Annotated in this window: 25 protein-coding genes and 1 other RNA gene; 24 read left to right on the top strand and 2 right to left on the bottom strand. The window is 41.3% G+C overall.

The window, feature by feature from the left end; genetic code table 11:
* The first annotated feature begins 13 nt into the window (after window positions 1-13).
* The 16 genes from mgsA (at window position 14) to E2R51_RS03330 (ending at window position 14,785) form a co-directional block, all read left to right on the top strand.
* A complete protein-coding gene (gene mgsA, locus E2R51_RS03255; RefSeq protein WP_133375591.1) occupies window positions 14-400 on the top strand; it encodes a methylglyoxal synthase in 387 nt (128 codons plus the stop codon).
* A 1-nt stretch (window position 401) separates the two neighbouring features.
* Complete coding sequence (gene bshB1, locus E2R51_RS03260; RefSeq protein WP_133376314.1) at window positions 402-1,103, top strand: bacillithiol biosynthesis deacetylase BshB1; 702 nt, start codon at window positions 402-404, stop codon at window positions 1,101-1,103.
* 3 nt (window positions 1,104-1,106) lie between these two features.
* Complete coding sequence (gene bshA / locus E2R51_RS03265; RefSeq protein WP_133375592.1) at window positions 1,107-2,246, top strand: N-acetyl-alpha-D-glucosaminyl L-malate synthase BshA; 1,140 nt, start codon at window positions 1,107-1,109, stop codon at window positions 2,244-2,246.
* Between the two features lie 2 nt (window positions 2,247-2,248).
* A complete protein-coding gene (locus tag E2R51_RS03270; RefSeq protein ID WP_133375593.1) occupies window positions 2,249-3,436 on the top strand; it encodes a CCA tRNA nucleotidyltransferase in 1,188 nt (395 codons plus the stop codon).
* On the top strand, window positions 3,421-4,422 hold the full coding sequence (locus E2R51_RS03275) for a biotin--[acetyl-CoA-carboxylase] ligase (protein ID WP_133375594.1): 1,002 nt from the start codon (window positions 3,421-3,423) through the stop codon (window positions 4,420-4,422). The genes E2R51_RS03270 and E2R51_RS03275 overlap by 16 nt, the downstream gene beginning before the upstream one ends.
* Before the next feature lie 200 nt (window positions 4,423-4,622).
* Window positions 4,623-5,462, top strand: a complete 840-nt coding sequence (panB, locus tag E2R51_RS03280; RefSeq protein ID WP_133375595.1) for a 3-methyl-2-oxobutanoate hydroxymethyltransferase — start codon at window positions 4,623-4,625, stop codon at window positions 5,460-5,462.
* Window positions 5,459-6,325 (top strand): pantoate--beta-alanine ligase, encoded by an 867-nt coding sequence (panC, locus tag E2R51_RS03285; RefSeq protein WP_133375596.1) that lies wholly within the window; start codon window positions 5,459-5,461, stop codon window positions 6,323-6,325. The genes panB and panC overlap by 4 nt, the downstream gene beginning before the upstream one ends.
* The gene (gene panD, locus E2R51_RS03290) at window positions 6,310-6,696 is read left to right on the top strand and encodes an aspartate 1-decarboxylase (protein WP_133375597.1); all 387 of its coding nucleotides are present in this window, start codon (window positions 6,310-6,312) and stop codon (window positions 6,694-6,696) included. The genes panC and panD overlap by 16 nt, the downstream gene beginning before the upstream one ends.
* Before the next feature lie 36 nt (window positions 6,697-6,732).
* Entirely contained in the window at window positions 6,733-9,507 is a 2,775-nt protein-coding gene (dinG, locus tag E2R51_RS03295) for an ATP-dependent DNA helicase DinG (RefSeq protein WP_133375598.1), read from the top strand.
* 65 nt (window positions 9,508-9,572) lie between these two features.
* Window positions 9,573-9,743, top strand: coding sequence for a YpmA family protein (locus E2R51_RS03300; protein ID WP_133375599.1), 171 nt, complete (start codon window positions 9,573-9,575; stop codon window positions 9,741-9,743).
* Window positions 9,744-9,757: 14 nt separating this feature from the next.
* The gene (locus E2R51_RS03305) at window positions 9,758-10,237 is read left to right on the top strand and encodes a cell wall elongation regulator TseB-like domain-containing protein (protein WP_133375600.1); all 480 of its coding nucleotides are present in this window, start codon (window positions 9,758-9,760) and stop codon (window positions 10,235-10,237) included.
* 13 nt (window positions 10,238-10,250) lie between these two features.
* Window positions 10,251-11,456: a pyridoxal phosphate-dependent aminotransferase gene (locus tag E2R51_RS03310; RefSeq protein ID WP_133375601.1), complete on the top strand. Its 1,206-nt coding sequence runs from the start codon at window positions 10,251-10,253 to the stop codon at window positions 11,454-11,456.
* Window positions 11,457-11,524: 68 nt separating this feature from the next.
* Window positions 11,525-12,817, top strand: a complete 1,293-nt coding sequence (gene asnS / locus E2R51_RS03315; RefSeq protein WP_165967124.1) for an asparagine--tRNA ligase — start codon at window positions 11,525-11,527, stop codon at window positions 12,815-12,817.
* A gap of 81 nt (window positions 12,818-12,898) precedes the next feature.
* Complete coding sequence (locus tag E2R51_RS03320) at window positions 12,899-13,600, top strand: DnaD domain-containing protein (RefSeq protein WP_133375602.1); 702 nt, start codon at window positions 12,899-12,901, stop codon at window positions 13,598-13,600.
* Window positions 13,601-13,614: 14 nt separating this feature from the next.
* Entirely contained in the window at window positions 13,615-14,277 is a 663-nt protein-coding gene (gene nth / locus E2R51_RS03325) for an endonuclease III (RefSeq protein ID WP_133375603.1), read from the top strand.
* Window positions 14,264-14,785 carry a YpoC family protein gene (locus E2R51_RS03330; RefSeq protein WP_133375604.1) on the top strand — a complete coding sequence of 174 codons (522 nt, stop codon included), beginning with the start codon at window positions 14,264-14,266 and terminating at the stop codon, window positions 14,783-14,785. Before nth ends, E2R51_RS03330 begins: the two co-directional genes overlap by 14 nt.
* A gap of 19 nt (window positions 14,786-14,804) precedes the next feature.
* Here E2R51_RS03330 and E2R51_RS03335 read toward each other — a convergent pair whose 3' ends face one another.
* Both E2R51_RS03335 and recU read right to left on the bottom strand, forming a co-directional pair.
* Window positions 14,805-17,513, bottom strand: a complete 2,709-nt coding sequence (locus E2R51_RS03335) for a PBP1A family penicillin-binding protein (protein ID WP_133375605.1) — start codon at window positions 17,511-17,513, stop codon at window positions 14,805-14,807.
* Between the two features lie 17 nt (window positions 17,514-17,530).
* Window positions 17,531-18,166 (bottom strand): Holliday junction resolvase RecU, encoded by a 636-nt coding sequence (gene recU / locus E2R51_RS03340; RefSeq protein WP_133375606.1) that lies wholly within the window; start codon window positions 18,164-18,166, stop codon window positions 17,531-17,533.
* Window positions 18,167-18,377: 211 nt separating this feature from the next.
* Here recU and E2R51_RS03345 point away from each other — a divergent pair, with 211 nt between their 5' ends.
* The 8 genes from E2R51_RS03345 (at window position 18,378) to rnpB (ending at window position 25,187) form a co-directional block, all read left to right on the top strand.
* Complete coding sequence (locus E2R51_RS03345) at window positions 18,378-18,740, top strand: DUF1798 family protein (RefSeq protein WP_165967125.1); 363 nt, start codon at window positions 18,378-18,380, stop codon at window positions 18,738-18,740.
* A 55-nt stretch (window positions 18,741-18,795) separates the two neighbouring features.
* Window positions 18,796-19,353, top strand: a complete 558-nt coding sequence (locus E2R51_RS03350; protein ID WP_133375608.1) for a YppG family protein — start codon at window positions 18,796-18,798, stop codon at window positions 19,351-19,353.
* 88 nt (window positions 19,354-19,441) lie between these two features.
* Window positions 19,442-21,733 carry a DEAD/DEAH box helicase gene (locus tag E2R51_RS03355; protein WP_133375609.1) on the top strand — a complete coding sequence of 764 codons (2,292 nt, stop codon included), beginning with the start codon at window positions 19,442-19,444 and terminating at the stop codon, window positions 21,731-21,733.
* Window positions 21,723-22,967, top strand: coding sequence for a ribonuclease H-like domain-containing protein (locus tag E2R51_RS03360; RefSeq protein ID WP_133375610.1), 1,245 nt, complete (start codon window positions 21,723-21,725; stop codon window positions 22,965-22,967). Before E2R51_RS03355 ends, E2R51_RS03360 begins: the two co-directional genes overlap by 11 nt.
* Window positions 22,968-23,447: 480 nt before the next feature.
* On the top strand, window positions 23,448-23,663 hold the full coding sequence (locus tag E2R51_RS19955; RefSeq protein ID WP_133375611.1) for a CotD family spore coat protein: 216 nt from the start codon (window positions 23,448-23,450) through the stop codon (window positions 23,661-23,663).
* Between the two features lie 94 nt (window positions 23,664-23,757).
* A complete protein-coding gene (locus E2R51_RS03370; RefSeq protein WP_133375612.1) occupies window positions 23,758-24,324 on the top strand; it encodes an SLOG family protein in 567 nt (188 codons plus the stop codon).
* A gap of 59 nt (window positions 24,325-24,383) precedes the next feature.
* Window positions 24,384-24,704, top strand: coding sequence for a cell division regulator GpsB (gene gpsB, locus E2R51_RS03375; protein WP_133375613.1), 321 nt, complete (start codon window positions 24,384-24,386; stop codon window positions 24,702-24,704).
* A 97-nt stretch (window positions 24,705-24,801) separates the two neighbouring features.
* An RNA gene (gene rnpB, locus E2R51_RS03380) (RNase P RNA component class B) lies at window positions 24,802-25,187 on the top strand.
* The last annotated feature ends 140 nt before the right edge of the window (window positions 25,188-25,327 follow it).

Here is a 25,327-nt window from a genome sequence, read left to right on the forward strand (position 1 = left end):
TGGAGGAACACTTATGAAAATTGCATTGATTGCTCATGATAAGAAAAAAGCAGAACTCATGGAATTTGTTCAGCTGCATCTTGAAGTGTTTCAGCAGCACGAATTATTTGCAACAGGTACTACCGGCATGAGAATTACGGAACAAACCGGTTTAATAATCCACAGATTCAGGTCCGGTCCGCTTGGGGGCGACCAGGAAATTGGGGCAAAAATTGCAAACCAGGAGTTAGACGCAGTGTTTTTCTTCCGGGATCCTTTGACTGCTCAGCCTCATGAACCTGATGTATCAGCATTAATCCGGCTTGGGGATGTCTATCAAATCCCAATGGCCACGAATATTGGAATGGGCAAAATATTAATAAATGCCATCAAGAGAAATGAAGTAGAAGTAGGTGAATAATGTGACGGGACCGGTTGATATACTCGCAATTGGGGCCCATGCAGATGATGTGGAAATCGGAATGGGCGGAACCATTGCCAAATGGTCAAAAAAAGGGAAAAAGATCGTTATTTGTGATCTGACTGAAGCGGAGCTTTCTTCAAACGGTACTGTAGCATTAAGAAAAGAAGAGGCAGGAAAGGCTGCAGACATTTTAGGAGTTAAAAACAGAATAAATTTAGCCATACCAGACCGCGGTATTACAGGTACCTCTGAACAAATTCAAGCCGTTGTGGAACTTATAAGAGCGCTGCAGCCGAAGATTGTCTTTGCGCCATATTCTGTTGACCGCCATCCCGATCACGGGCATGCTTCCTCCTTAGTAAAGGAAGCTGTATTTTCATCGGGTATTCATCGGTTTGGCAGCGGCAAGCAAACTGCCGCTCATAAAGCAGAACTTTTTTATTATATGATTAATGGAATACATAATCCTCATTTTGTGATCGATACCTCGGAGGTGATTGATGATAAGGTGGCTTGCCTGACCGCTTATCAAAGTCAGTTTAATCCGCAGGCAGGAGTCTCCACTCCATTGACAAACGGTTACATTGAGACGGTTATTTCAAGAGACCGGGTTATAGGCAAAGAAGTTAATTGTACCTTTGCAGAGGGTTTTATTACTGACAAACCGTTGCTAATTGAGCATGACCTATTAGGAGAATGATATATGACACTAAAAATTGGTATTACCTGTTATCCAACAGTCGGCGGGTCCGGAATAGTAGCGACAGAACTGGGAAAATTACTTGCAGAAAAAGGGCATGAAATTCATTTCATCACATCGAGTATTCCTTTTCGATTAAATAAAATGTATGCGAATATTTTCTTTCATCAAGTTGAAGTAAATCATTATTCTGTTTTTCAATACCCGCCATATGACATTGCCCTGGCAAATAAAATGGCAGAAATTATTAAAAGGGAAAAATTAGACATACTTCATGTTCATTATGCGATCCCTCATGCTGTATGTGCGATATTAGGCCGACAGATGGCCAAATCATCTGTAGGAATTGTCACAACATTGCACGGAACGGATATAACCGTTTTAGGATTTGATCCTTCATTAACAGAGGCGATTCGATTTGGAATCGAGCAATCAGACAGAGTAACGACCGTTTCTCACGCCCTGTCAAAACAGACACATGATTTGATTTCACCGGATAAATCCCTTGATGTTATTCATAATTTTATAGACGAGCGGGTATATCGAAAAGTTGATGCACATTCATTAAAAAGTGATTATAAAATTGAAGAAGACGATAAGGTATTAATTCATGTTTCCAATTTCAGAGCGGTAAAGCGCGTAGGGGACGTAGTAAGATCATTTTCAGAAATTCAAAAAAATATCAACGCTAAACTGCTGCTGGTTGGAGACGGACCGGAGATGTCGACCATTTGCAAGTTGACTGATGAACTGGGCATTAAAGATCAGGTCAGGTTCTTAGGAAAACAGGAAAATCTGGAGGAGCTTTATTCGATCAGCGATATCATGCTGCTGCTGTCTGAAAAGGAAAGCTTCGGTTTAGTTGCCCTCGAAGCAATGGCTTGCGGTGTCCCTTGTATTGGAACTAACGTTGGCGGAATTCCCGAGGTAATTGAAGATGGCGTATCCGGCTATATTTGTGAACTGGGAAATATAAAGTCAATTGTCGAAAAAACGGCTGATCTTTTGTCTGACCGTGAAAAGTACAGACGATTTTCAAAAGCCGCTGTAGAAGCAGTTCAAAAACAGTTTCATTCAAGTGAAATCGTCAATCAATATGAAAAAATTTATGATGAAGTTATGAGAAATAAGGTGCTGCTGTGAATATGCCAATGGCTTTTACAGATGCGCTGCCAGTATTAAAAAAAATAACAGCGGCAGGCTTTGATGCTTATTTTGTCGGCGGATGTGTCAGGGATTATCTACTTGACAGAGATATTAATGATGTGGATATTGCTACATCTGCAACTCCTCTTGAAGTGAAAGACCTATTTTCCCATACTGTGGATGTTGGAATTGAGCATGGGACCATTATGGTATTACGAAATGGGAAAGGATTTGAGGTCACAACGTTTCGCCATGAAAGCAGCTATTCTGATTTTCGCAGGCCTGATGAAGTGCAATTTGTTCGTCACCTGGAAGATGATTTAAAGCGTCGTGATTTTACCATCAATGCAATGGCGATGGATTCTGATTATAAGCTGACCGACTTATTTGGAGGACAACATGATCTTAAAAAACGGCTGATTCGGACGGTTGGAAAAGCGGAAGAGCGTTTTTATGAAGACGCTCTTCGCATGCTTCGTGGAGCCCGGTTTGCATCCCAGCTTTCGTTTGAACTTGAAGACTCAACCTTGCAAGCCATGAAAAAATGTTCATCTCTATTGCAGCATGTTGCAATCGAAAGAAAAAGAATTGAAATGGACAAGCTTCTTACAGGAATAAATTGGTTGAGAGGTATCTCATATCTAAGTCAAACGGGTATCTCAGAACAGCTGCCCCGCTTCTCTGTTACGGACCAGCAAATAAACCGGATGAAAGCAATTAATTTAGATGCTCTCACCATTCAACAGCGCTGGGCTGCAATCATTCTGCTTATGGAGATTTCAAACTCCCTGGCGTTTCTAAAACAATGGCGTCACTCTGCAAAAAGGATGCAACAGGTGGAACAACTGATTAAATTATACTGGGAACGAACCAAAAGCATGTGGAATCCCGTTATGCTATACGAGACAGGAATTCAATCAGCGATAGAGGCGGAAAAACTGTATGCTGCAATTTGTCATGTTCCTGATAATGAACAGTTACTGCTTGATATGTGGGATTTATTAGTGATAAAAAACAGAAGTGAGCTGCAAGTAAATGGAAATGATTTGCTGCAGTGGAGTAACCGCCAGGGTGGCCCCTGGGTGGGCGAATTATTAACTGAAATCGAACAGATGATTATAACCGGGCAGCTGGACAATAACTCGACAGAGATTAAAAAGTGGGTGAACAGATGGTCTCAAAAATAAGACAATCGCTTCTTGCTTCATTATCCGCCCATCAGGACACTTATGTTTCCGGTCAGCAGCTGGCGGAAGAATCCGGATGCTCAAGAACAGCTATCTGGAAGCATATTGAAGAATTAAGAGGAGATGGCTTTTCGATCGAATCCAAGCGGAAAAAAGGATACAGGCTTATCGGAAGAAGCGACCTATTAACTGAAAATGATATTTTATTAGGATTGGAAACAAAAACGCTGGGCCGAAATGTAATTTATTTCGATTCGGTTGATTCCACACAAAAAATCGCACATAAGCTCGCACAAGAGCAGGCACCGGAAGGTACACTGGTTATTGCAGAAGAACAGGTTACAGGCAGAGGCCGAATGGCCAGACCTTGGCATTCGCCAAAGGGAACCGGTATATGGATGAGTTTGCTTTTAAAGCCGACCCTGCCGCCTCAAAAGGCACCTCAATTTACATTAATTGCAGCAGTGGCCGTCGTCCAGGCCATTCATGATGTGAGCGGAATTCAAGTGGAAATAAAATGGCCGAATGACCTGCTGGTCCACGGTCGTAAACTAACCGGCATTTTAACGGAGCTGCAAGCAGACAGTGAACAAATTCATTCGTTAATTATTGGCATCGGCATGAACATCAATCAGCAGAAGGAAGATTTTCCTGATGAATTATCCTCCATCGCCACTTCACTTGCGATTGAAAAAGGCGAATTAATTTCACGTGCTGCTATTGTTCAGCGGGTTATGTATCATTTAGAGAGATACTACGATATATACATGAATAAAGGGTTTGCTCCGATCAAGCTGCTATGGGAAAGTTATGCCATATCAATCGGTAAAAATATAACAGCGAGAACCTTAAACGGAACTCTTACTGGAGTTGCTTCAGGCATCACAGACGATGGCGTATTACTCCTCGAAGATAGCGAAGGGACCATACATCCGATCTATTCTGCTGATATAGAATTGAATCTAAATGATCGCGAAAAGAAGTGAAAATCTGATATACTAACGGTGGGCAGTATCTTAGGAACTGCACCTTTTAAAGAAAATCCATAGCACGTTCTGCCTTGATCCATAATGCGACAGGGACAGAGGATCGAAACAGTGTAATTGCATGTAGAATCCTTCTGTCAGTAGAGGGGTTTTTTTTATGACATTGTCTCGTACACCTCTGAAAAAAAGGAGGAGTAAAAATGAAGAGCACGACAGATTTTTTAAAGATGAAGGAAAACAAAGAAAAAATCACAATGGTCACAGCGTATGATTACCCATCTGCTAAAATTGCAGAACAAGCGGGGATTGACATGATTCTGGTAGGAGATTCGTTGGGGATGGTGGTGCTTGGCTACAATTCAACAGTACCAGTCACTCTAAATGATATGATCCACCATGCAAAAGCAGTAAAAAGAGGAGCACCAAATACATTCATTGTCGTGGATATGCCATTTATGACGTATCACTTATCCAGGCAGGATACTTTAAAAGCAGCAGCTCAATTACTGCAGGAAACCGGCGCTCATGCTGTAAAGTTAGAAGGCGCAAAAGAAGTGATCCCGATGATACAAGCACTTACAGAAGCAGGCGTTCCGGTTGTGGCACATCTTGGTTTAACGCCTCAAAGCGCAGGTGTTTTAGGAGGCTACAAAGTTCAGGCGAAGACAGCAGAGCAGGGACATCAGCTAGTAAAAGATGCAATTGAATGCCAGAATGCTGGTGCGTTTGCATTAGTAGTTGAATGTATTCCCCAGCAGATAACAGAACACGCAGCAAACGCCTTGACAATACCAACAATTGGAATTGGGGCTGGTGTCCAAGCGGATGGACAAGTTCTGGTTTATCATGATTTAATGGGTTATGGAGACCATCGATTAGCTAAATTTGTTAAACAATATTCAACCGTTTTTCCTACAATGGAACAAGCGATGAAGACATATATAAAAGAAGTGAAAAATGAGACATTCCCTGCTGAAGAACATTCCTTTAATATGAAACAGCAAGAGCGTATTTCATTGTATGGAGGAACATTTAAGTGAAAATGATTACTTCAGTATCACAAATGCAATCAATTTCAAAAGAACTTAAAAGCAGCGGTAAAAAAATCGGTTTTGTGCCCACCATGGGATATTTGCATGAAGGTCATCTGACGCTTGTAACCCAATCTGTCAAAGAATGTGATGTGACAGTGATGAGCATCTTTGTGAATCCTTTACAGTTTGGGCCAAACGAAGATTTTGATCAGTACCCAAGAGATATTGACAGGGATTTTGCCCTGGCAAAAAGCGCAGGTGCAGATCTATTATTTTATCCGTCTGTCAAGGAGCTTTATCCTGAAGAATTGCCGGTGAAGATGACAGCACTTAAAAGGACAAATGTGTTGTGCGGCGCAAAAAGACCGGGTCATTTTGATGGAGTTGTATCTGTATTGACCCTGCTTTTTCATATTGTGCAGCCTGACAGAGCTTATTTTGGCCAAAAGGACGCGCAGCAGGTTGCTGTTGTAAAAGGACTTGTAGAGGGATACTTCTTCCCGGTTCAAATCGTGACGGTTGAAACTGTGCGTGAAGAAGACGGACTTGCAAAAAGTTCAAGAAATGTCTATCTTACAGATAAAGAACGCAATGAAGCGCCAGTGCTTTATCAATCGCTTATTAAGGGAAAAGAGATGCTGGGCACCAAAACGGCTGATCAGGTGATTAGCCTAATGGCAAGCAATATTCAGGAGAATACGAGCGGAAAGATTGATTACATCGAGATCCTCAGCTATCCCGAGCTGCTGCCTATAAACAACAAAACAGGGCAATTTATCATTGCACTTGCTGTACAATTTGAACATGCACGATTAATAGACAACGTCGTTTTTACACCAGAGGAGGAAGAATTATGTATCGTACAATGATGAGCGGCAAAATTCATCGTGCGCGTGTAACAGAGGCTAACCTGAATTATGTGGGCAGTATTACAATTGATGAAGATATTCTCGATGCTGTCGGCATGTACGCCAATGAAAAAGTGCAGATTGTTAATAACAACAATGGCGCCCGGTTTGAGACATATATTATCAAAGGCAAGCGTGGGAGCGGTGTGATGTGTGTGAACGGCGCAGCTGCCAGACTGGTTCAAGAAGGCGATGTGATCATCGTTATATCTTACATGATGGTGTCAAATGAACTTGCACTTAACCATACACCCAAAGTAGCGATTATGAATGAACAAAATGAAATTATAGACATGATACATCATGAGCCTGAAGCAACCATTATGTCTTAAATAAGAATTGTTAAAAATGCAAAGGTTGTGACAGCAATGTGGAATAACAAAATGGCTGTTGTAGATATAGAAACAACCGGGAATGCGGCTAAAAAAGGAGATCGCATTATGCAAATAGCGATCGTTATCGTAGAAGACAATAAAATTGTCGATCAGTATTCTTCGTATGTGGATCCCCAGCAGCCGATCCCGCCATTTATTGTAGAATTAACCGGCATTTCAAATAAAACCGTTAAAGGGGCGCCCCTCTTTACAGAAATTGCTCCAGAAATCGCAAAGCGATTAGAAGGGGCTGTTTTTGTTGCTCACAATGTTCATTTTGATTTGCCCTTTATCCAAACAGAACTTAAAGAGGCCGGTTATTCTGTGTGGAATGGGTCTGTAATTGATACTGTTGAGTTAGCAAGGGTTTTGCTGCCTACAACTGACAGTTTTAAATTATCTGATTTAACCGCCCAATTCGATTTATCACACGACCGCCCCCACCAGGCAGATAGCGATGCGCTTGCTACAGCCCATCTTCTGCTGCAATTTATAACCAAATTAAACCGCATGCCATTAGTAACGCTGGAAAAAATGGAACAATTGAGCATGCATTTAAAAAGTGATATTAATGAGCTGTGCGGCAGTATTATCAACGATAAAAGAAAAAATATTATGGATCTGCCTGAAAATATTGAAGTCGTCCGGGGTATTGCTCTAAGGAAACTGCTGCCTGAGCCATGCTTGACTGACAGTGGCAAGACGGATGACAACGTAAACATCCTGGCAAAATCCCTGGTGAATTATCAGCACCGGCCTGCCCAGCTTTCCATGATGTCACAGGTTAGTGATGCACTTGCCAATGGATCTAAAATGGCTATTGAGGCTGGAACAGGTGTAGGTAAAACGATGGCCTATCTGCTTCCAGCCATTCAGTACGCAGCCAATGGCAATCGTGTCGTTATCAGCACACAGACTGTACAGCTCCAGGAACAAATACTGCAAAAAGAAGTTCAAGCCCTCCAGCAGCTTAATATGCCAGCCCAATTTGCATTGTTGAAAGGGAAGTCTCATTATTTGCATTTGCTGAAATTTGAGCAGGCACTTTCGGAGGATGAATACCAATATGATGTGGTGTTAACAAAAATGCAGATTTTAACCTGGCTGACAGAGACCCTCGATGGAGACGTTGATGAACTGAATCTGACAAGCGGCGGCCGGTTGTTTTGGAACCGGGTCCGGCATACAGGATGGTTTTTAGGAGAAGATCAGGATCCATGGAAGCACTGGGATTTTTACCTGCGGGCATTAAAACGTGCCGAGCAGGCGAACGTGATTATTACCAATCATTCCATGCTTGTTCATGACATTAAAAGGAAACAGCCACTTATTCCCGTCCATTCCTGTTTAATTATTGATGAAGCCCACCATTTTGAAGATACTTGCAGAAGGCAGTGGGGAAAGCAGCTTGATTATATGAACTTAAAATATATTATTGGCCAGCTTGGTTTTGATTCACAGGATTTGCTGGCTGGAAGACTTAAAGGATTACTCACTGCTAATGGAGAAAAGAACATTGAAGATATTTCAGAAGAGTTCATAACGGAGCTGGGTTTTGAAGCGGATCTTTCTTTTCAGCAATTGGGCATTTTACTTAAATCCTGCTCTTCTATTCGAAAGGGGCAGCAAAAGTACAGTCTCTCCCTTACACCGGAAATAAGGGAATTGCCTGTTTGGAGTCATGTGCAATATGCTTTTGAACGCCTGCTTTCACATATGAAAAAAGCAGATCAAATTCTGCAGAGAAACCTAAATAGAATTAAGAAAAGCAGCGACAAATTATCAATTGCCAACAAAGCAGTTGTTGAGGAAATTCATTCGTTTTTAATGGAGTGGTCTGAATGGATTGAGGCAATCAGACTGTTTTTTCTTAAAAAAAATCATTCAGCTGTTATGTGGCTTGAAGGGGACTTACGTTCAATTCCGGGCAGCTTAAGCTTAACGTCAAGAGAAATACATGTTCAGGATGAAATAAGGAAGCAGTTCTTTTCAAATGATATGGCAGTAGTAATGACAAGTGCAACGCTGGCTATAGAAGGTAAATTTGATTATTTTCTTAAGGGGCTGGGGACTGATGCAGCTACTGTGGAATGCATTATTCATCCTTCGCCTTTTAATTATAAAAATGCTGTGCGTTTAATGATTCCTAAAGACTTGCCTGACATAAAAGCCGTATCACACGAGGACTATGTCGAAATGGTCACCGATCATTTAATTGCAATGGGTCAGGCAACAAAAGGAAGAATGCTGGTGCTGTTTACTTCTCATGAAATGCTCAGACATACCTACGAGCTGATGAAAGACAGCGGCCTGATGGAGGATTTTGTTTTAATGGCTCAGGGGATTACAAACGGAAGCCGAACAAAATTAACGAGAAATTTTCAGCGTTTTGATAAAGCGATCCTTTTTGGAACTAGCAGTTTTTGGGAGGGTATTGATATTCCCGGAGAAGATCTTTCTTGTCTGGTCATGGTGCGGCTTCCTTTTTCACCACCGGATGAACCGCTAACCAAAGCACTTTGGGAAGAGGTAAAAGAAAAGGGAGGAAACCCTTTTATGGAAACGTCATTACCTAAGGCTGTCATTCGTTTCAGACAGGGATTTGGCCGGCTGATCCGACACGAACAGGATCGTGGACTGATTGTTGTTTTTGATCGACGGCTGATTACCACCGCCTATGGCAATCATTTTCTATCTTCTATTCCCGCTTTACCCGTAGAAGAACGAGGACTTGAATCAATCGTGGAAGAAATTGAACATTGGTTGTAAAAAAAAAGTCGAAAGCTGTTATAATAATTTAGGAACAAGCTAATTAGGAAGAGATGTGAATAATCATGGAAAGTAAGATTGAAGTTTTGTCTACTGTTACTATTCAAAAATCACCTGATTTGTACAAAATCGTCGATTCTTTAAACCGAACTTTAAAGGAACGGGATTTAATGTTTGGTTTGGCACTTGATCAGGAGGATCAGGAAAAAGCTGTGTTTACGATATATCGTACATAAAAAAGAGGGATTAGATGAAAAAATGGGCAATCATTATAACCTCGCTGATCGCAGTGTGTACTATTACATTTTGTGTAACTGTATATAGTGTGGCCCGGCAGCCTCTTCATGCAGAATTAGAACGAGGAGAAGCTAAAGCGAAGGAAGAATTTCAGATTCAGACAATTGAAACTTCCTATATCTATAACGGTACTCAGTCATATACAGTTGTAATCGGAAAGACAGCTGATGAAGAGTCTGTCGTTTCCTTTATTCCTGCTTCAGATGAGGGCGAAGCACAAACGAGGAAGGTCCAGGATGGAATATCGAAAGAGGAAGTATATTCAATGCTGCAGGAAGATGACAACCCAACAAAAATTATGTCCGCAAGCATTGGATATGAGTCAGTCGGTCCAGTATGGGAAATTATTTATTTAGACGAAGAAAAAACGTTGAACTACTACTATGTTTCTTTTGACGATGGTGAGTGGTGGCGGACAATTCGGAACCTTTAAGGAGTGTTAGTTGATGAAAGAATTATTAGCAGATAGAGTGAAATTATTAACCCCTTCATCCACTTTAGCGATTACAGCGAAGGCAAAAGAATTAAAAGCACAAGGCAAGGATGTCATTGGCCTCGGGGCTGGAGAACCGGATTTTAATACACCGGATCATATTATTGAAGCTGCTTATCAATCAATGAAAGCTGGAGAAACAAAATATACACCAGCAGCAGGAACTGCTGATTTAAAAAAAGCGATCATCCAAAAATTTAACGATGATCAGCATATCGAGTATATGCCTGGTGAGATTTTTGTTGGAAGCGGTGCGAAACATGTTTTATATTGTTTGTTTCAAGCGATACTAAATGAAAATGATGAAGTCATTATCCCGATTCCCTACTGGGTAAGTTATCCGGAGCAAGTAAAATTGGCAGGAGGAAAACCTGTATATATTGATGGGAAAGAAAGCAATCAGTATAAGATAACGCCTGAGCAATTAAACAACGCCGTTACGTCAAAAACCAAAGCAATCATATTAAATTCTCCCAGCAATCCAACCGGTATGATCTATTCCAAAGAGGAGCTTCAAGCGATTGCAGAAGTCTGCCTTGAACGGAATATCCTTATCGTATCAGATGAAATATATGAAAAGCTGACTTATGGAAATGAAAGTCATGTGTCAGTCGCTCAGCTGTCTGACCAGTATAAACAGCACACGATTGTTGTTAATGGCGTGTCAAAATCACATTCAATGACAGGCTGGCGCATTGGATATGCTGCAGGAAACGAATCCATTATTAAAGCGATGACAAACCTTGCAAGCCATTCAACATCCAACCCAACTACAACTGCCCAATTTGGAGCATTGGCCGCATACACTGGTACACAGCAGCCTGTTGAAGATATGCGTATAGCTTTTGAAAGCCGGTTAAATAAAGTTTTTGATACAGTTCAGAGCATACCTGGATTTCGGTGCATCAAACCACAAGGCGCCTTTTACCTGTTTCCGAACGTAAAAGAAGCGGCGGCAGCATGCGGATTTAATACGGTTGATGAATTTGCTGCTGATTTGCTTGAGAAAGCAAATGTAGCAGTCATTCCAGGTTCCGGATTTGGAGCTGACGATAACATCCGATTATCATATGCTACGGACCTGTCTTCATTTGAAACTGCGTTGGAACGAATTAAATCGTATGTGATTGAGCATTCCGTAATTAGCAAGCAAAATTAATGATTGAGAAACGGTATAATGAAATGAATGGTTTGAAAAACGGAACAGATATTTTGGAGGGAAACAGAGTGAAAAAAACTATTGGACAAGTAGGACAGCACGTCGGGCAGGAAGTAATCATTGGTGCCTGGCTGAGCAACAAACGATCCAGCGGTAAGATTGCTTTCTTGCAATTGCGTGATGGATCAGGATTTATTCAGGGAGTAGTGGTTAAAAGCGAAGTAGGAGAGGAAGTCTTCCAAAAAGCTAAATCTTTGACGCAGGAATCGTCTGTATATGTAACCGGCGTAGTAAAAGAGGATAACCGATCTCCTTTTGGTTATGAACTGGAAGTGAAAAATTTAGAAGTCATTCACGAAGCAGTTGATTATCCGATCACGCCAAAAGAGCATGGCACTGAGTTTTTAATGGATCACCGTCATCTGTGGCTTCGTTCGAACAGACAGCATGCTGTAATGAAAATTAGAAATGAAATTATTCGAGCTACTTATGAATTCTTTAATACAAATGGATTTGTTAAAGTGGATCCTCCTATTTTAACAGGCAGTGCTCCTGAAGGTACTTCTGAATTATTTCATACGAAATATTTTGATGAAGATGCTTACTTGTCCCAAAGTGGACAGCTCTACATGGAAGCTGCGGCTATGGCATTAGGCAAGGTATTTTCATTTGGCCCAACCTTCAGGGCAGAAAAATCAAAAACAAGACGTCATCTTATCGAATTCTGGATGATTGAACCGGAAATGGCCTTTTATGAGTTTGAAGACAACCTTGTCGTTCAGGAAGAATATGTTTCTTTTATCATTCAATCTGTATTGGAAAACTGCAAACTTGAACTTACCCGTTTGGGAAGAGATACTTCGGTGCTTGAAAACATCAAGGCTCCATTCCCACGTGTCCATTACGATGATGCCATTGAGTTCCTTCATGAAAAAGGATTTACTGATATTTCATGGGGAGATGATTTGGGTGCGCCTCATGAAACAGCTATTGCAGAGAGCTATGACAAGCCGGTATTCATCACACATTATCCGACGAGCTTGAAGCCGTTTTATATGCAGCCTGATCCTTCAAGAGAAGATGTGGTCCTTTGTGCTGATTTAATCGCGCCGGAGGGCTATGGAGAAATCATTGGGGGTTCTGAACGTATTCATGACCTGGAACTTCTTAAAACAAGAATAGAAGAGCATAAGCTGGATCCCGAGGCTTACAAATGGTATACAGAGCTAAGACAATATGGTTCTGTTCCTCATTCCGGATTTGGTCTTGGCTTAGAGAGAACCGTTGCCTGGATCAGTGGTGTCGAACATGTCCGTGAATCGATCCCATTTCCGCGTTTACTAAACCGTTTATATCCATAAGACGATAACAAAATGACCGAATGGGCTTCAATGAGCTGTTCGGTCATTTTCCACCTAAGATAAAGGGAGGGAGGTAAAACAATGAATAATACTAAAGCTTGGCATCAATGGATGGAGGAAGGCAACGTATCCGTCCCTTTAGTACTCTTAAAATACTATCCGTTAATCGGTTTAAATGAAGAGGAATGCATGATGCTTATTCATATTCATTCATTTATTGAAAAAGGAAACACCTTCCCAACACCTGATGAACTGGCTCAGCGTATGACACTAACTTCTTCAGCATGCTTTTCCGTCATTCAAAAGCTGTTAAAAAAAGGTCTTCTGGAAATTGGAGAAAGCTCTGTTAAAGAAGTTCGGCAAGAAAGCTATTCGCTTGTTCCATTGTGGAACAAGCTTATTAATAAACTGGAAAGAGATAATCAGCAGGAACAAATGGCAGAAACAATGCAATCTCAAACGGACTTATATACTTTGTTTGAGCAGGAATTTGGACGTCCGCTGTCACCGCTGGAGTGTGAGACGCTGGCTATGTGGGTTGACCAGGATCATCAATCACCTATCCTGATTAAAGCGGCATTGAGAGAAGCGGTTATCTCCAACAAACTGAATTTCCGCTATATCGATCGTATTTTATTTGAATGGAAGAAGCAGGGGATTCAAACCGTTGACCAGGCAAAGAAACAAGGGGAGAAATTCAGACAGCCCAAAAAGTTAGAGAGGGACCAGGTTTCTGCAGGGGGGACAAAAAAAGTTCCTTTCTATAACTGGCTGGAGAAATAATAGGGGGGGAACGAATGCTTACGAAATCAAATATTCGATATTGTCTGGATGAAATAGGCGAATTATTTCCGAATGCGCATTGTGAGCTTGTGCATGAAAATCCATTTGAATTAACAATTGCGGTGCTGTTGTCTGCACAGTGTACAGATGCCCTCGTAAATAAAGTAACCAAAAAATTATTTCAAAAATATAAAACTCCTGAAGATTATTTGGAAGTGCCGCTGGAAGAACTTGAAAATGATATTCGTTCAATAGGGCTGTTTCGAAACAAAGCTAAACATATTCGAAATCTTTGCCAGCGATTAATTGAATACTATGGCGGCGTAATCCCCTCTGATCATAGTGAACTTACCACACTTCCAGGTGTTGGAAGGAAAACAGCCAATGTTGTTGTGTCGGTTGCATTTGGTGAACCGGCAATTGCAGTGGACACTCATGTTGAACGAGTTGCTAAAAGGCTGGGAATTTGCAGATGGAAGGATTCTGTTACTGAAGTAGAAAAGACGTTGATGCGTAAGATACCAAAGGAAGAGTGGTCCATCACACATCATCGGTTAATATTTTTTGGACGTTATCATTGCAAAGCACAATCGCCTAAATGCGATGTTTGTCCTTTGCTAAGTTTGTGCAGGGAAGGCAAGAAGCGAATGCGGGGAAAATTGAATGAGCAGTCATAAAATTACTTTAACAGATCGATACCGTCATCCTCTTTTTTTTAAGGAAACAGCCCTGGAGCTTCCGGTCAACAGCAGCTCTGAATATAATCTTTTCCAGCCTCTTTTTAATCCGGATCTGCAGGCAAGCTATCTTTCAGAGGAGAAACCCTGGGAAGACATAAAAAAATGGGTACCGATTCTTGTTGAAGAATGGAAAGTAATAGAAAAATCACTGGCCTCACTATATCAATCAAGAAGTCTGGAAGCCCGCCCGTTGATGATTGAGGGAATATCAATCTTTTACATGATGCTTTACTGGGGGAATGGACGTCCGGTGGATTTAAGCGGATGGGAAGAATCTGTAAATGATCTTTTGATAACCTGTGTAAATGTACATGAACGGCTATCTTTTGTAATGACCCGGCCAGATAGTTACTTTGCATTTATTCAGCTGCGAGAAATGATAGGGGAACTTCATAAGTTAATTTCCAAACATTTAATAATGGCAAACAAAAAAACACCCGGCTAAATGCAGCCGGGTGTTTTTGTTAACTTTCGTTTGCAGCCCCATCTGTTGTTCCGTCATCACCGCCATTGCCTGGCTGTTCAGGTTCCTCAGGAGCTGGTGGTTCTTCCGGGGCTGGTTCTTCCGGAGCGGGTTCAGTTGGTTCCTCTTCAGCTGGAGGTGCATCTGTACCACCTTCACCGTCGTTATCACCATTTCCGTCGCCATTGCCATCTTGACCGCCATTATTATTCTGGTCATTCTGGCTATCATCTTCAGGAATTTCTTCTGGATTCTCTTCTTCAGGAGGTGTTTCCTCCTCTGCCGGATCTTCTGTTTCTTCTTCCTGCTGGCCAATATCCAGGCTGGCAGTAGCTGCAGAACTTTTTTGGTCTCCAGCAACTGCTACTACGCTAAACGTATAGCTTGAGCCTTCTTCAACCTGTTCAATATTCAACCCTTTATCACTGGTTGTCGTAAGTGGCTGTGAATCGCCGCCATTCACACTGTAACTAACCTCAAACTCAACTGAGCGGTCATCATCGCCCTCCTGATTGTGATCCCAGGATAACTGGGCATTCCCGCTGTCAGCATCATAGTTTGCCTGCAGGTTTGATGGTGCAGCCAAATCTGGCGCAACAAATTCTTTAGAGACTGCAGTTGGTTCTGTACCTTTAATGAATAACTCTGTTTTTTTCTTATTATCAGGAGTGTAGGGGCTGGCTAGTTTTGGCGGGCTGGTGCCAACCTCTATTTCCACTTCCACTACACTGTCCGGTTTCTTAAAGTCAGGGGTATCAATACCTGCATGAACCGCCTGCATAACTTCTTTAAATATTACTTGTGATACCTGTCTTTCCTGTGGACTTAAATAGTTTGTATAGGTTGGATAGCCAAGCCATACAGCAGCGGTGTACTCTGTTGTATATCCTGCAAACCAGGAATCAGGCGCACCGTTATCCGGTATATTTTTGTCGTTTCTTGTTTTTTCATCATAGTTTGTAGTTCCTGACTTAGCAGCTAACGGAAGACCGTCAATCTTTGCTAAAGGACCTGTGCCATATGGTTCAACAACATCTTTTAACATATCACTAATCATATAAGCTGTTGAGTCCTTCATCGCTGTTTCTGATTCAGGCTCAAGCTCAATGGAAGATCCGTCACGAAATTCAATTGATGTGATGGAATGTGGCTCGTTATAAGTACCATTGTTTCCAAGAGCAGCGTAAGCCCCTGCTAATCCAACTGTATTTGTTGGAGTGCTTGAACCGAGTGCACTACTTTCATAAACATTTTCAACGTCAAAACCCAATCCATTTATAAATTCTTTCCCGTTTTCAAACCCTGCTTCTTTCAGCGCTTTAATGGCTGTAATGTTTCGGGAATCATAAAGCGCCTCACGCATGGTGATGGGACCTAAATATTGTCCATCATAGTTTCCAGGACTTACATCTGAATTCGTGTACTGATAGGGCTCATCGACAAGAATTTGTGCTGTGGACCATTCCAATTCTTCAATTGCAGGAGCGTAATCCAGCAAAGGCTTAATGGTGGAGCCAACGTCACGGCGGACATCAATTGCATGGTTTGTTCCGCGTTTCACTTCTTCTCCAAATCCTCTGCCTCCGCCAATAGCACGAATAGCACCTGTTTTTGTATCAAGAAGCGTGATTCCAGCCTGGGACTGCTCATCGTTCATATCCTCAGGAAAACTTATTGTATCGCTGTTTAGAACGTTTTCTACCTGAGTTTGTGCCTCAGGGTCAAGCGTAGTGTATATTTTTAATCCGTCTTCAAACGGATTAAAATCTCCTTCAGCTTCCACTTCATCGATGACAGCATCAATGAAAGCATCATAGCGGGATTCTGTACCGGCAAGCTGTTTACGCTCATTGCCAGAACCTTCACTGCGGTCTACAATGCCATCCATAATATCGGTCTCAATGGCCTGCTGCATTTCTTCTTCGCTGATTTTTCCATGATTATTCATCTGACGAAGCACTGTGTCACGTCGTTCTTTAGCTAAATCCGGGTTCTCATACGGATTATAAGCATTAGGACGCTGTGGCAAGCCAGCCAATAAGGCTGCCTGATGAAGCTTGAGCTCATCCAATTCAACACCATAATAATACTCTGAAGCGGTTCTGATCCCGTAAATGGTATCTGAATAATAGATTTTATTCACATACATTTCAAAGATTTCTTCTTTGCTGTATTCACGCTCCAGCTGAAATGCCAGCCATGCTTCCTGCGCTTTTCGTTCCAGCGATTTTTCAGGGGTCAGTACAGATTGCTTAATAACCTGCTGCGTTAATGTACTTGCTCCTTCTGAACCAAAGCCATTTGTAATGTTGGCTAGTACAGCACCGCCTAATCGGACCGCGTCAACTCCCATATGTTCATAAAAACGGACGTCTTCAATTGCAAGAACAGCGTTTTCAACCATTGGTGGGATATCATCATAGCGGACAAGTTCCCGATTTTCAGCTCCAATACGTCCAATAACATTTTCATTCATATCCAAAACCTCAGATGATAGCGGATCAATGAAATCCTCTTCATTTAAATCCGGAGCCTTTATTGCGTAGTATGCAAATAAAGCACCTCCTCCTAATAATAAAAGGAGGCCTAATAAAAATACGATAAGTACGATTCTTTTAAATAAAGATTTCCCGGATTTCTTTTTTCCTTTATTTTTTGAAGAACCTTTTTGAGCTTTTCTTTTTTCTTCTCTGGATGAGTAATCAGCCATAATGTTGTTCCTCTCTTTCAGCGAGTCCTTTCATCTGATGATGGACACAGATGATCAACTATTTTAAGATAATCAATTCTCGGTTGCAAGCCTAATGAAATAATAAAACCATCTTTGCTGATTTCTTCTTTAGTCATTGATTTTCTGCCGCCAAGCTTCATTCGATCCCAGTATTTTTTTAAATGTGGATAAGGTAACAAAAAAATCTCTTCCGTCAGTGAAAACCGAATGATGACGAAGGTAATGCCTTTATGTTTTTGTACCTGTTCCATATGATTTAACTGGTGATCATGAAAATTTTGTAATGGAAATGATTGTTTATTGCGTGTTTCCTTCGCCTCAAAATCAATGTAGAACCCTCTATAGACACCGTTGTAATCCGTTGTAGAAGCCTGTTTAAAGTATGCTTCTTTTATCACAGCAGCGCTTCGTTTGGGATAATCCACATCAACAATTTGTACAGGGGTCGGTTTCTTATGAATGACCGCTTTACCCGTTTCAAGATAGTATTTGTTTGTTTCGTTTAAATCCTCCTCTAAAGTCATTCCCCTTTTGCCATGAGAAATAGTCTCCCGCAGAACGTTTTTATTTTTTTTAGGCTGCAGATTGCCGGGAGAGATAAATTTTTTCCCGTTAGGATAGTGAAAGTTCATTGCATACACCTCACTATTTAATCATAACAGATCCTTTAATACAGAGCATTTTTTGACCTGAATAATTATAACCTACGTTTTTTAATTGCGGGTTAGGGGGGTTATTATTATTGGCTCCTTAAGTAGACGTAATATTATTTCAAAGGTTTCATATCCTCATCAATTTCTGTTTGTTACAATACCCTTAGAAATGCTAAAGGAGTGCTGGGATATGCAGGAATATAAAAAGATGGTTGATGAGACAAATCAGCTGTTAAACATTTTAGACCGCGCAGAAAAAGAATATGATAAAAGAAGAGAAACAAAAATAAAAGGTGAATTCTACTCGGAAGTAAAACCGTTTGCAGATTACGCCCACAATTTATCAAAGGTTTGGGGAGAAGAGGTAGGAAATTATTTAACTGAAAACCGCCAGAAAAACCTTCATCCGAACCAAATCAAAGCGACGGTTGAAAATATCGAATTATTAACCGTGCAATGTTTTTTTCCGGAAACAAGCTATAAGCGTTTTAAAAGCTACGTTCAATCAAGTTATTACGTAGTTGAACAAGTAAGAGATATTTTAAAACAATAAATTTTTCACCCTGGCCCTTTTTTACGAATAGACTAATGAAAAAGGGTGAGTTCAGATGTATAGACAATATAATCAGCCTTTTCCAGTATATCCTCCATTTTACGGCATCCCTCAAAACCCATATGCAAATTCTCAATATGCTGCGCATATGAATTCGAACTGGGTAGCTCAAAACAATCCTGAAATGGAGCAGCAGCAGGTTCCGTTTCCCCAGCCGGCACCATATGGAATGGAGAACCTCCAGCCTCCCAATTCTCATCTGCTTCCTTACGGAATGGAACCCCAGCAGCAGCTGATTCCAAGGCCGATTTCTTATGGAATGGAAGCCGGGCAGCAGCTTAATTATCAGCAGCCTCCGTTCGCTGTTAATCAACAGCAAATCAACCCTCAGCCGGGCCCATACGGAGGGGGAGGCATTCCTTACCAGCCGCAGCAGCCTTACCAACCGCAGCAGCCGGTCGGAAAGCCTTCATCTTGGATGGAAATTTTCAAAACCGAAAAAGGAAATGTTGACGTGAATAAAGTTATGTCAACCGCTGGACAAATGATGAGCACTGCTCAGCAATTTGGATCAATTGTTAAAGGGATAGGCTCTATTTTTCCAAAAGTATAATACCAGGCCAGTTGTTTAATACAGCTGGTTTTTTTTGTTGTGTTAAAGAATATACGTTCGGTATAATGGAGGACAAAGAGGTGATCGGATGAAGAAAAAAACGGTAGGAGATCTTGTCGAGTTTTTTAAAACTGACAAAGACATTCAGCAGCAAATTGTGAAATGGCATACCATTGAACCCAAAAAAGCGGATTTTTCATGCATCCCGCATACAGTTCACCCCAAATTAGTGCAGGCACTTAATGAAAAAGGAATCGGTCAGCTTTATACACACCAGGAAGAGGCTTACCGTCTTATCCGCAACGGGCACTCTGTTACTGCCATCACACCAACAGCTTCGGGGAAAACCCTGTGCTACAATCTCCCTGTGGTTCAAACGATCCTGGAAAACCCTTCTGCAAGAGCACTTTATTTGTTTCCAACTAAAGCTCTTTCGCAGGATCAAAAAACTGAATTAAATGAATGGCTTGATTTAGCGGATGCGAGCATCACCTGTTATACATACGATGGTGACACACCGGCAAATATCAGACAAAAGGTCCGCCGTGCAGGCCAGATTGTTATCACTAATCCTGATATGCTGCATTCTGCTATTTTGCCGCACCATACAAAGTGGGTTTCTTTATTTGAAAACCTGCAATACATTGTGCTGGACGAGCTCCATATATATAGAGGTGTTTTCGGCAGCCACGTTGCCAATGTCATTCGGCGTTTAAAACGTATCTGTGCTTTTTATGGAAGTTCTCCTCAATTCATCTGTACATCTGCAACAATTGCAAACCCAAAAGAACTTGCACAAAATTTAACGGGCGAAAAAATGGAGCTGATTGATCAGAACGGAGCCCCATCCGCCCGGAAGCATTTTGTTTTTTACAATCCGCCAATTGTGAATCAGCAATTAAATGTACGCAGAAGTGCGACATTAGAGGTTAGAAAGTTAGCCGGACTTTTGCTTAAACAGAAAATCCAAACCATCGTATTCGCCAAAAGCCGGGTACGTGTGGAAATCATTCTGACCTATTTACAGGAGCTCGTAAAAAATGAATTGGGTCCCAAATCGATCCGCGGGTACAGGGGAGGATATCTGCCAACTCAGCGGAGAGAGATTGAAAAGGGGTTAAGAAATGGGGATGTATATGGCGTAGTAAGCACGAATGCACTCGAGCTTGGCGTGGATATCGGCCAGCTGCAGGCCTGTATTATGACCGGTTATCCAGGAACCATCGCCAGCGCCTGGCAGCAGGCTGGGCGGGCTGGACGGCGCCAGGGGGAAGCACTGATCCTGATGGTGGCAAGTTCAAGTCCGCTGGACCAGTATGTGATCAAGCATCCGGAATACTTTCTTGACACCTCTCCTGAAACTGCAAGAATAAATCCTGATAATCTGGTTATTTTACTCGACCATTTGAAATGTGCTGCTTTTGAGCTGCCTTTTACAATAGAAGAAGAATTCGGGGAACATAATCTTGAAGAGCTTCTCGATTATCTGGTTGAAGAACGAATACTGCACCGTTCAAAAGATAAATGGCATTGGATGAATGATGCCTTCCCTGCTCATAACATCAGCTTAAGATCGGCTTCACAGGAGAATGTCATTATTATTGATCAAACAGAGACGGCATATCATAAAGTAATCGGGGAAATGGACCGGTTTAGTGCTATGACACTTTTGCACGACGAAGCGATTTATCTTCATCAGGGAACCCAATTTCAAGTCGAGAAGCTGGATTGGGAAGAAAAAAAAGCGTATGTTCGCGAGGTTGATATTGATTATTTTACAGATGCGAATTTAGCTGTCTCTCTTTCTGTACTTGAAGAAGACAAAACGAAGCAAAACGACCGTGCGGTAATTTCATATGGCGATGTTTCTGTTCGGGCGATGGCTACTATTTTTAAAAAAATTAAATTTGACACACATGAAAATATTGGTTCCGGTCCTATTCATCTGCCTGAAGAAGAGCTTCATACAAGTTCTTCCTGGTTTACTCTAAAAGAAGAATTACATGAGTTGTCAGAGGACCGTATTGAACAGGGGTTAATTGGCACAGCCCATGCCATGCAGGCGATTATTCCGCTGCATGTCATGTGCGATCCGCAGGATATACAGCTGGTGCCTCAAATAAAAGCTACACATAATCATTTACCGACTTTATTTGTGTATGACCGCTACCCAGGGGGTATAGGTTTAAGTGAAAAGGTTTTTGAAATTGGCATTACGATTTTGAAGGAAGCGCTGTTGCTGGTTGAAAACTGCCAGTGTTTTCATGGATGTCCATCATGTATTGGAACTGAACCCCATGCCAAGTCAGCAAAAAAAGATGCTATGCAAATAATGACACTTTTTACTGAAGCCCTGGAAGGTGATCAGCTTGAATCTTAAAAGTAAACTTAATCGAATGAAACCTCATCTGACCGGCCATAAATCTGATCCGGTTCCCTTAAAAGAGGAAAAAATTGAAAATAACGGCAATATCCCTTACCATGATATATGGCAGGTAAATCAAACGGTTCCGTACTGGCTGGAGAATGAATATTGCTTAATAAGGGAAATTCACTTTCCGTTGTCATTTAAGCATGGAAAGTACCGGCTTAGTGATTGTATTGATGCTGTGGAGGCATGGAAACAAACGAGTTTTTTCCATCCGCTATCTGCCAAAGACCATGATATTGAGGATCTGTTCTTTTTTGATACTGAAACCACCGGGCTAAGAGGTGTTGGCAGTACGATCTTTATGCTTGGATATGCCAAATTCACGTCAGATGGCGTGATACTCAGGCAGCATATACTACCCCAGCCCGGTTTTGAGGTACCGCTTTACATGAGCTTTTTAAAAAACGTAGATTACACGACCCTGGTTACCTACAATGGAAAGTCGTTTGACTGGCCGCAGGTTAAGAGCAGACATACACTAATTCGTAAGCACGTCCCAAAACTTCCAGATGTTGGTCATTTTGATTTGTATCATGCATCCAGACGATTATGGAAGCACAAGATGGAGTCGGTAAAACTGACTGAGGTTGAAAAACAAATTTTAGGGTTTGAGAGAATAGATGATCTTCCGGGTTATTTGGCGCCTGCCATTTATTTTGATTTTGTGGACCGTAAACACCCTGAAGGAATCATAAAGGTGCTGGAGCATAATGAAAAAGATATCTTATCTTTAATTAGTCTCTACACGCACGTGACCCGTCAATTGCTGGGCAGTGATACTGATCAAACAAGCAATGAAAGAGTGGAAGCAGGAAAATGGTACCGTTCAACAGGCGATCACGATGCCTCCATCAATCTTTTAGAAAATGCCTATTATCAGGATGAGAATAATTCATCCGCCGCCCATACGCTGGCCTTTGCTTTTAAACGTAAAAAAAAGCTTCCAAAAGCCGTTGAGCTATGGAAACAAGTAGTTCAATCAGGTAGTTTTAAGGAAAAAAGAGAAGCGAATATTGAATTGGCTAAATTTTATGAGCACAATGAAAAAGATATAGCTGCTGCACTGGATTCTACAAAAGGGGCATTGCAGAATGTTGTGCAGGACCCGCTGATGAAAGAATCCAGCAGAGCCATTTATTTAAAAGAAATTCAGCATCGGCTGAACAGGCTATATAGGAAATAATGAAGAGTAAGTAAAATAAATTTAAATCATTTCCCGGGGAAGCGCAGATTTCGTACAGATTCGATTATTTATGCCACCAGGAATGTGACAGGTTATCCTATATTTAAGCAGCAGCCGACAAACTTGAAATGATGAAAAAATGATTATTCTTTCTTTAAAAACACCAATCCGGTTGTGGCCTCAGGTTAAACGTTTGTCACAAAACGTTCAATTATTACAGAGTAAACACGGGTTGAGCCATCGTCTAAACAATTGTAATATTAATGTATAGAATGTATTGGGGTTGAAATTATGAGAAGATTCATTTTAGTATTATTTTTCCTGGTTATCGGTGTTACAGCATTTGTTTTTTCGACAATTGGAGATCAATTAACAACTTTGCAATAAATGAGTTGTTCGCATAGGGCAAGCGCTCTCTCTTCTTCATATCCTAATGTAACGAAGGTTATTCTAAGGGTAGCCAGGGAAGGGGGAGCAAACGTGAATTGTAGAAGAAGACGTCTTCAGCCGATAGTACACCCGCCAATGTGCTGTACTCATCATACGACTGAAATTATTGAAGTGCCACATATTCACCCGATTCAACACACGACGGTGAATCATCAGATGTTCCAACACAAGCATTATTTCCCGCAGTCACACAATGCGGTTCAATCAGTTTCAAATCAACAGTTTAACTGCAACAGACCGTTTTAATGCGGCCGGCTCCACATAAATAAACAGTAACGGCTGGGCTTTTTGTCCAGTCGTTTTTGATGATTGCTAATAAAAATGTAAGAAGGTGAGTGTGATGAAGGTATTAACGATTTCCGGATATAAGGCGCATGAAATTGGGGTATTTAAAAATTCTGATCCGGCAATAAATATAATAAAAGAGGCAATTAAACAAGAAATAGTGAGTAAATTGGATGAAGGGCTGGAGTGGGTAATTATTTCCGGACAGCTTGGAGTTGAAATGTGGGCAGCAGAAGTGGTGCTGGAGCTGAAAGAGGATTTTCCCGCCTTGAATTTGGCCATTTTAACTGCATTTGAGCAGCATGAGGAAAAATGGAACGAGACCAATCAGGAACTTTATCAAAGCATTGCTATGGAAGCAGATTTTGTAGAGTCTATCTCTAAAAGTCCTTATACAAATCCTCAGCAGTTAAAAAATAAAAATTATTTCCACTTAAAAAAATCAGATGGCTTGCTAATGGTGTATGATGAGGAGAAAGAAGGTTCACCCAAGTATTTATGGAATATGGCAAAAGAATACAGTCAATCGACGCAATATGAATTAACTCAAATAACTTTTCAGGATCTTCAATGGATCGTCGAAGAGCAACAATGGAATAGTGATTCCACTGTTATAGATTGACAAGTTGAAGGCTTTTTGAAAAAATAAAGATAGTGGAAAAGACAGTAGAGGTGAGAGAGATGAAAGAAACAGTTGCGCAGCTTACAGCAAAGGAAATTCTGGAGCGCGAATTTAAAACAGCAATGAGAGGGTACAAGCCTGAAGAAGTAGATGCTTTTTTAGATCAAATTATTAAAGACTATGAAGCTTTTCTTGAGCGTATTGAAACTTTGGAAAAAGAAAATCAGCGTCTGCAGCAGCGGGCAACTGAAACGCCGAAACGATCAGCAGCGCCGGCACCAGCTGCTGCCAATACTGGCACAACCAATTTTGATATTTTAAAAAGACTATCCAATCTTGAAAAAGAGGTATTTGGCAGGAAGTTATACGAAGACCGCTGATATACATAGTATTACGGCAACGGATATACTTTTTGTCACTTCTTCTTGCAACAGCGGCATATTTCATGTATAGTTAGTGCTTGGCGAATCGATCATGATGTTCGGGCAATTGCTGTAGCGTATGCTATAGAGGAAAGTCCATGCTCACACGGTGCTGAGATGCCCGTAGTGTTCGTGCCTCGCGAAAAAATAAGCGGGGGCATTCCAGAAGATTCTGGTTTGACGGCAGAGAAGATACCTAAGTCCTTGTGATATGGTATGCATCTCTTGAAAGTGCCACAGTGACGAAGTTCCATTAGAAATGATGGAAGTGGAACGAGGTAAACCCCACGAGTGAGAAACTCAAACTATGGTAGGGGCACTTTCCCTGAGGAAATGAACAAAGGGAAGGATCAGCGTCAGCTGATAGATAGATGATTGCCACCTGGGTACGAGCGTTCACACGCGTTTGAAGTACAACGGAACAAAACATGGCTTACAGATCATCATGATTGGTTACACCAAATTATAACGCTTATGTATGTTAAGACAAATCATCTAAGGCATGACCATTCGTATAATAAAATGCGGGTCTGCCTTTTTTTCATGATATTAATTAAACAATTGGCAATGCCAAATAATAA

Source organism: Jeotgalibacillus sp. S-D1, from assembly GCF_004358665.1.
Taxonomy (GTDB): domain Bacteria; phylum Bacillota; class Bacilli; order Bacillales; family Jeotgalibacillaceae; genus Jeotgalibacillus.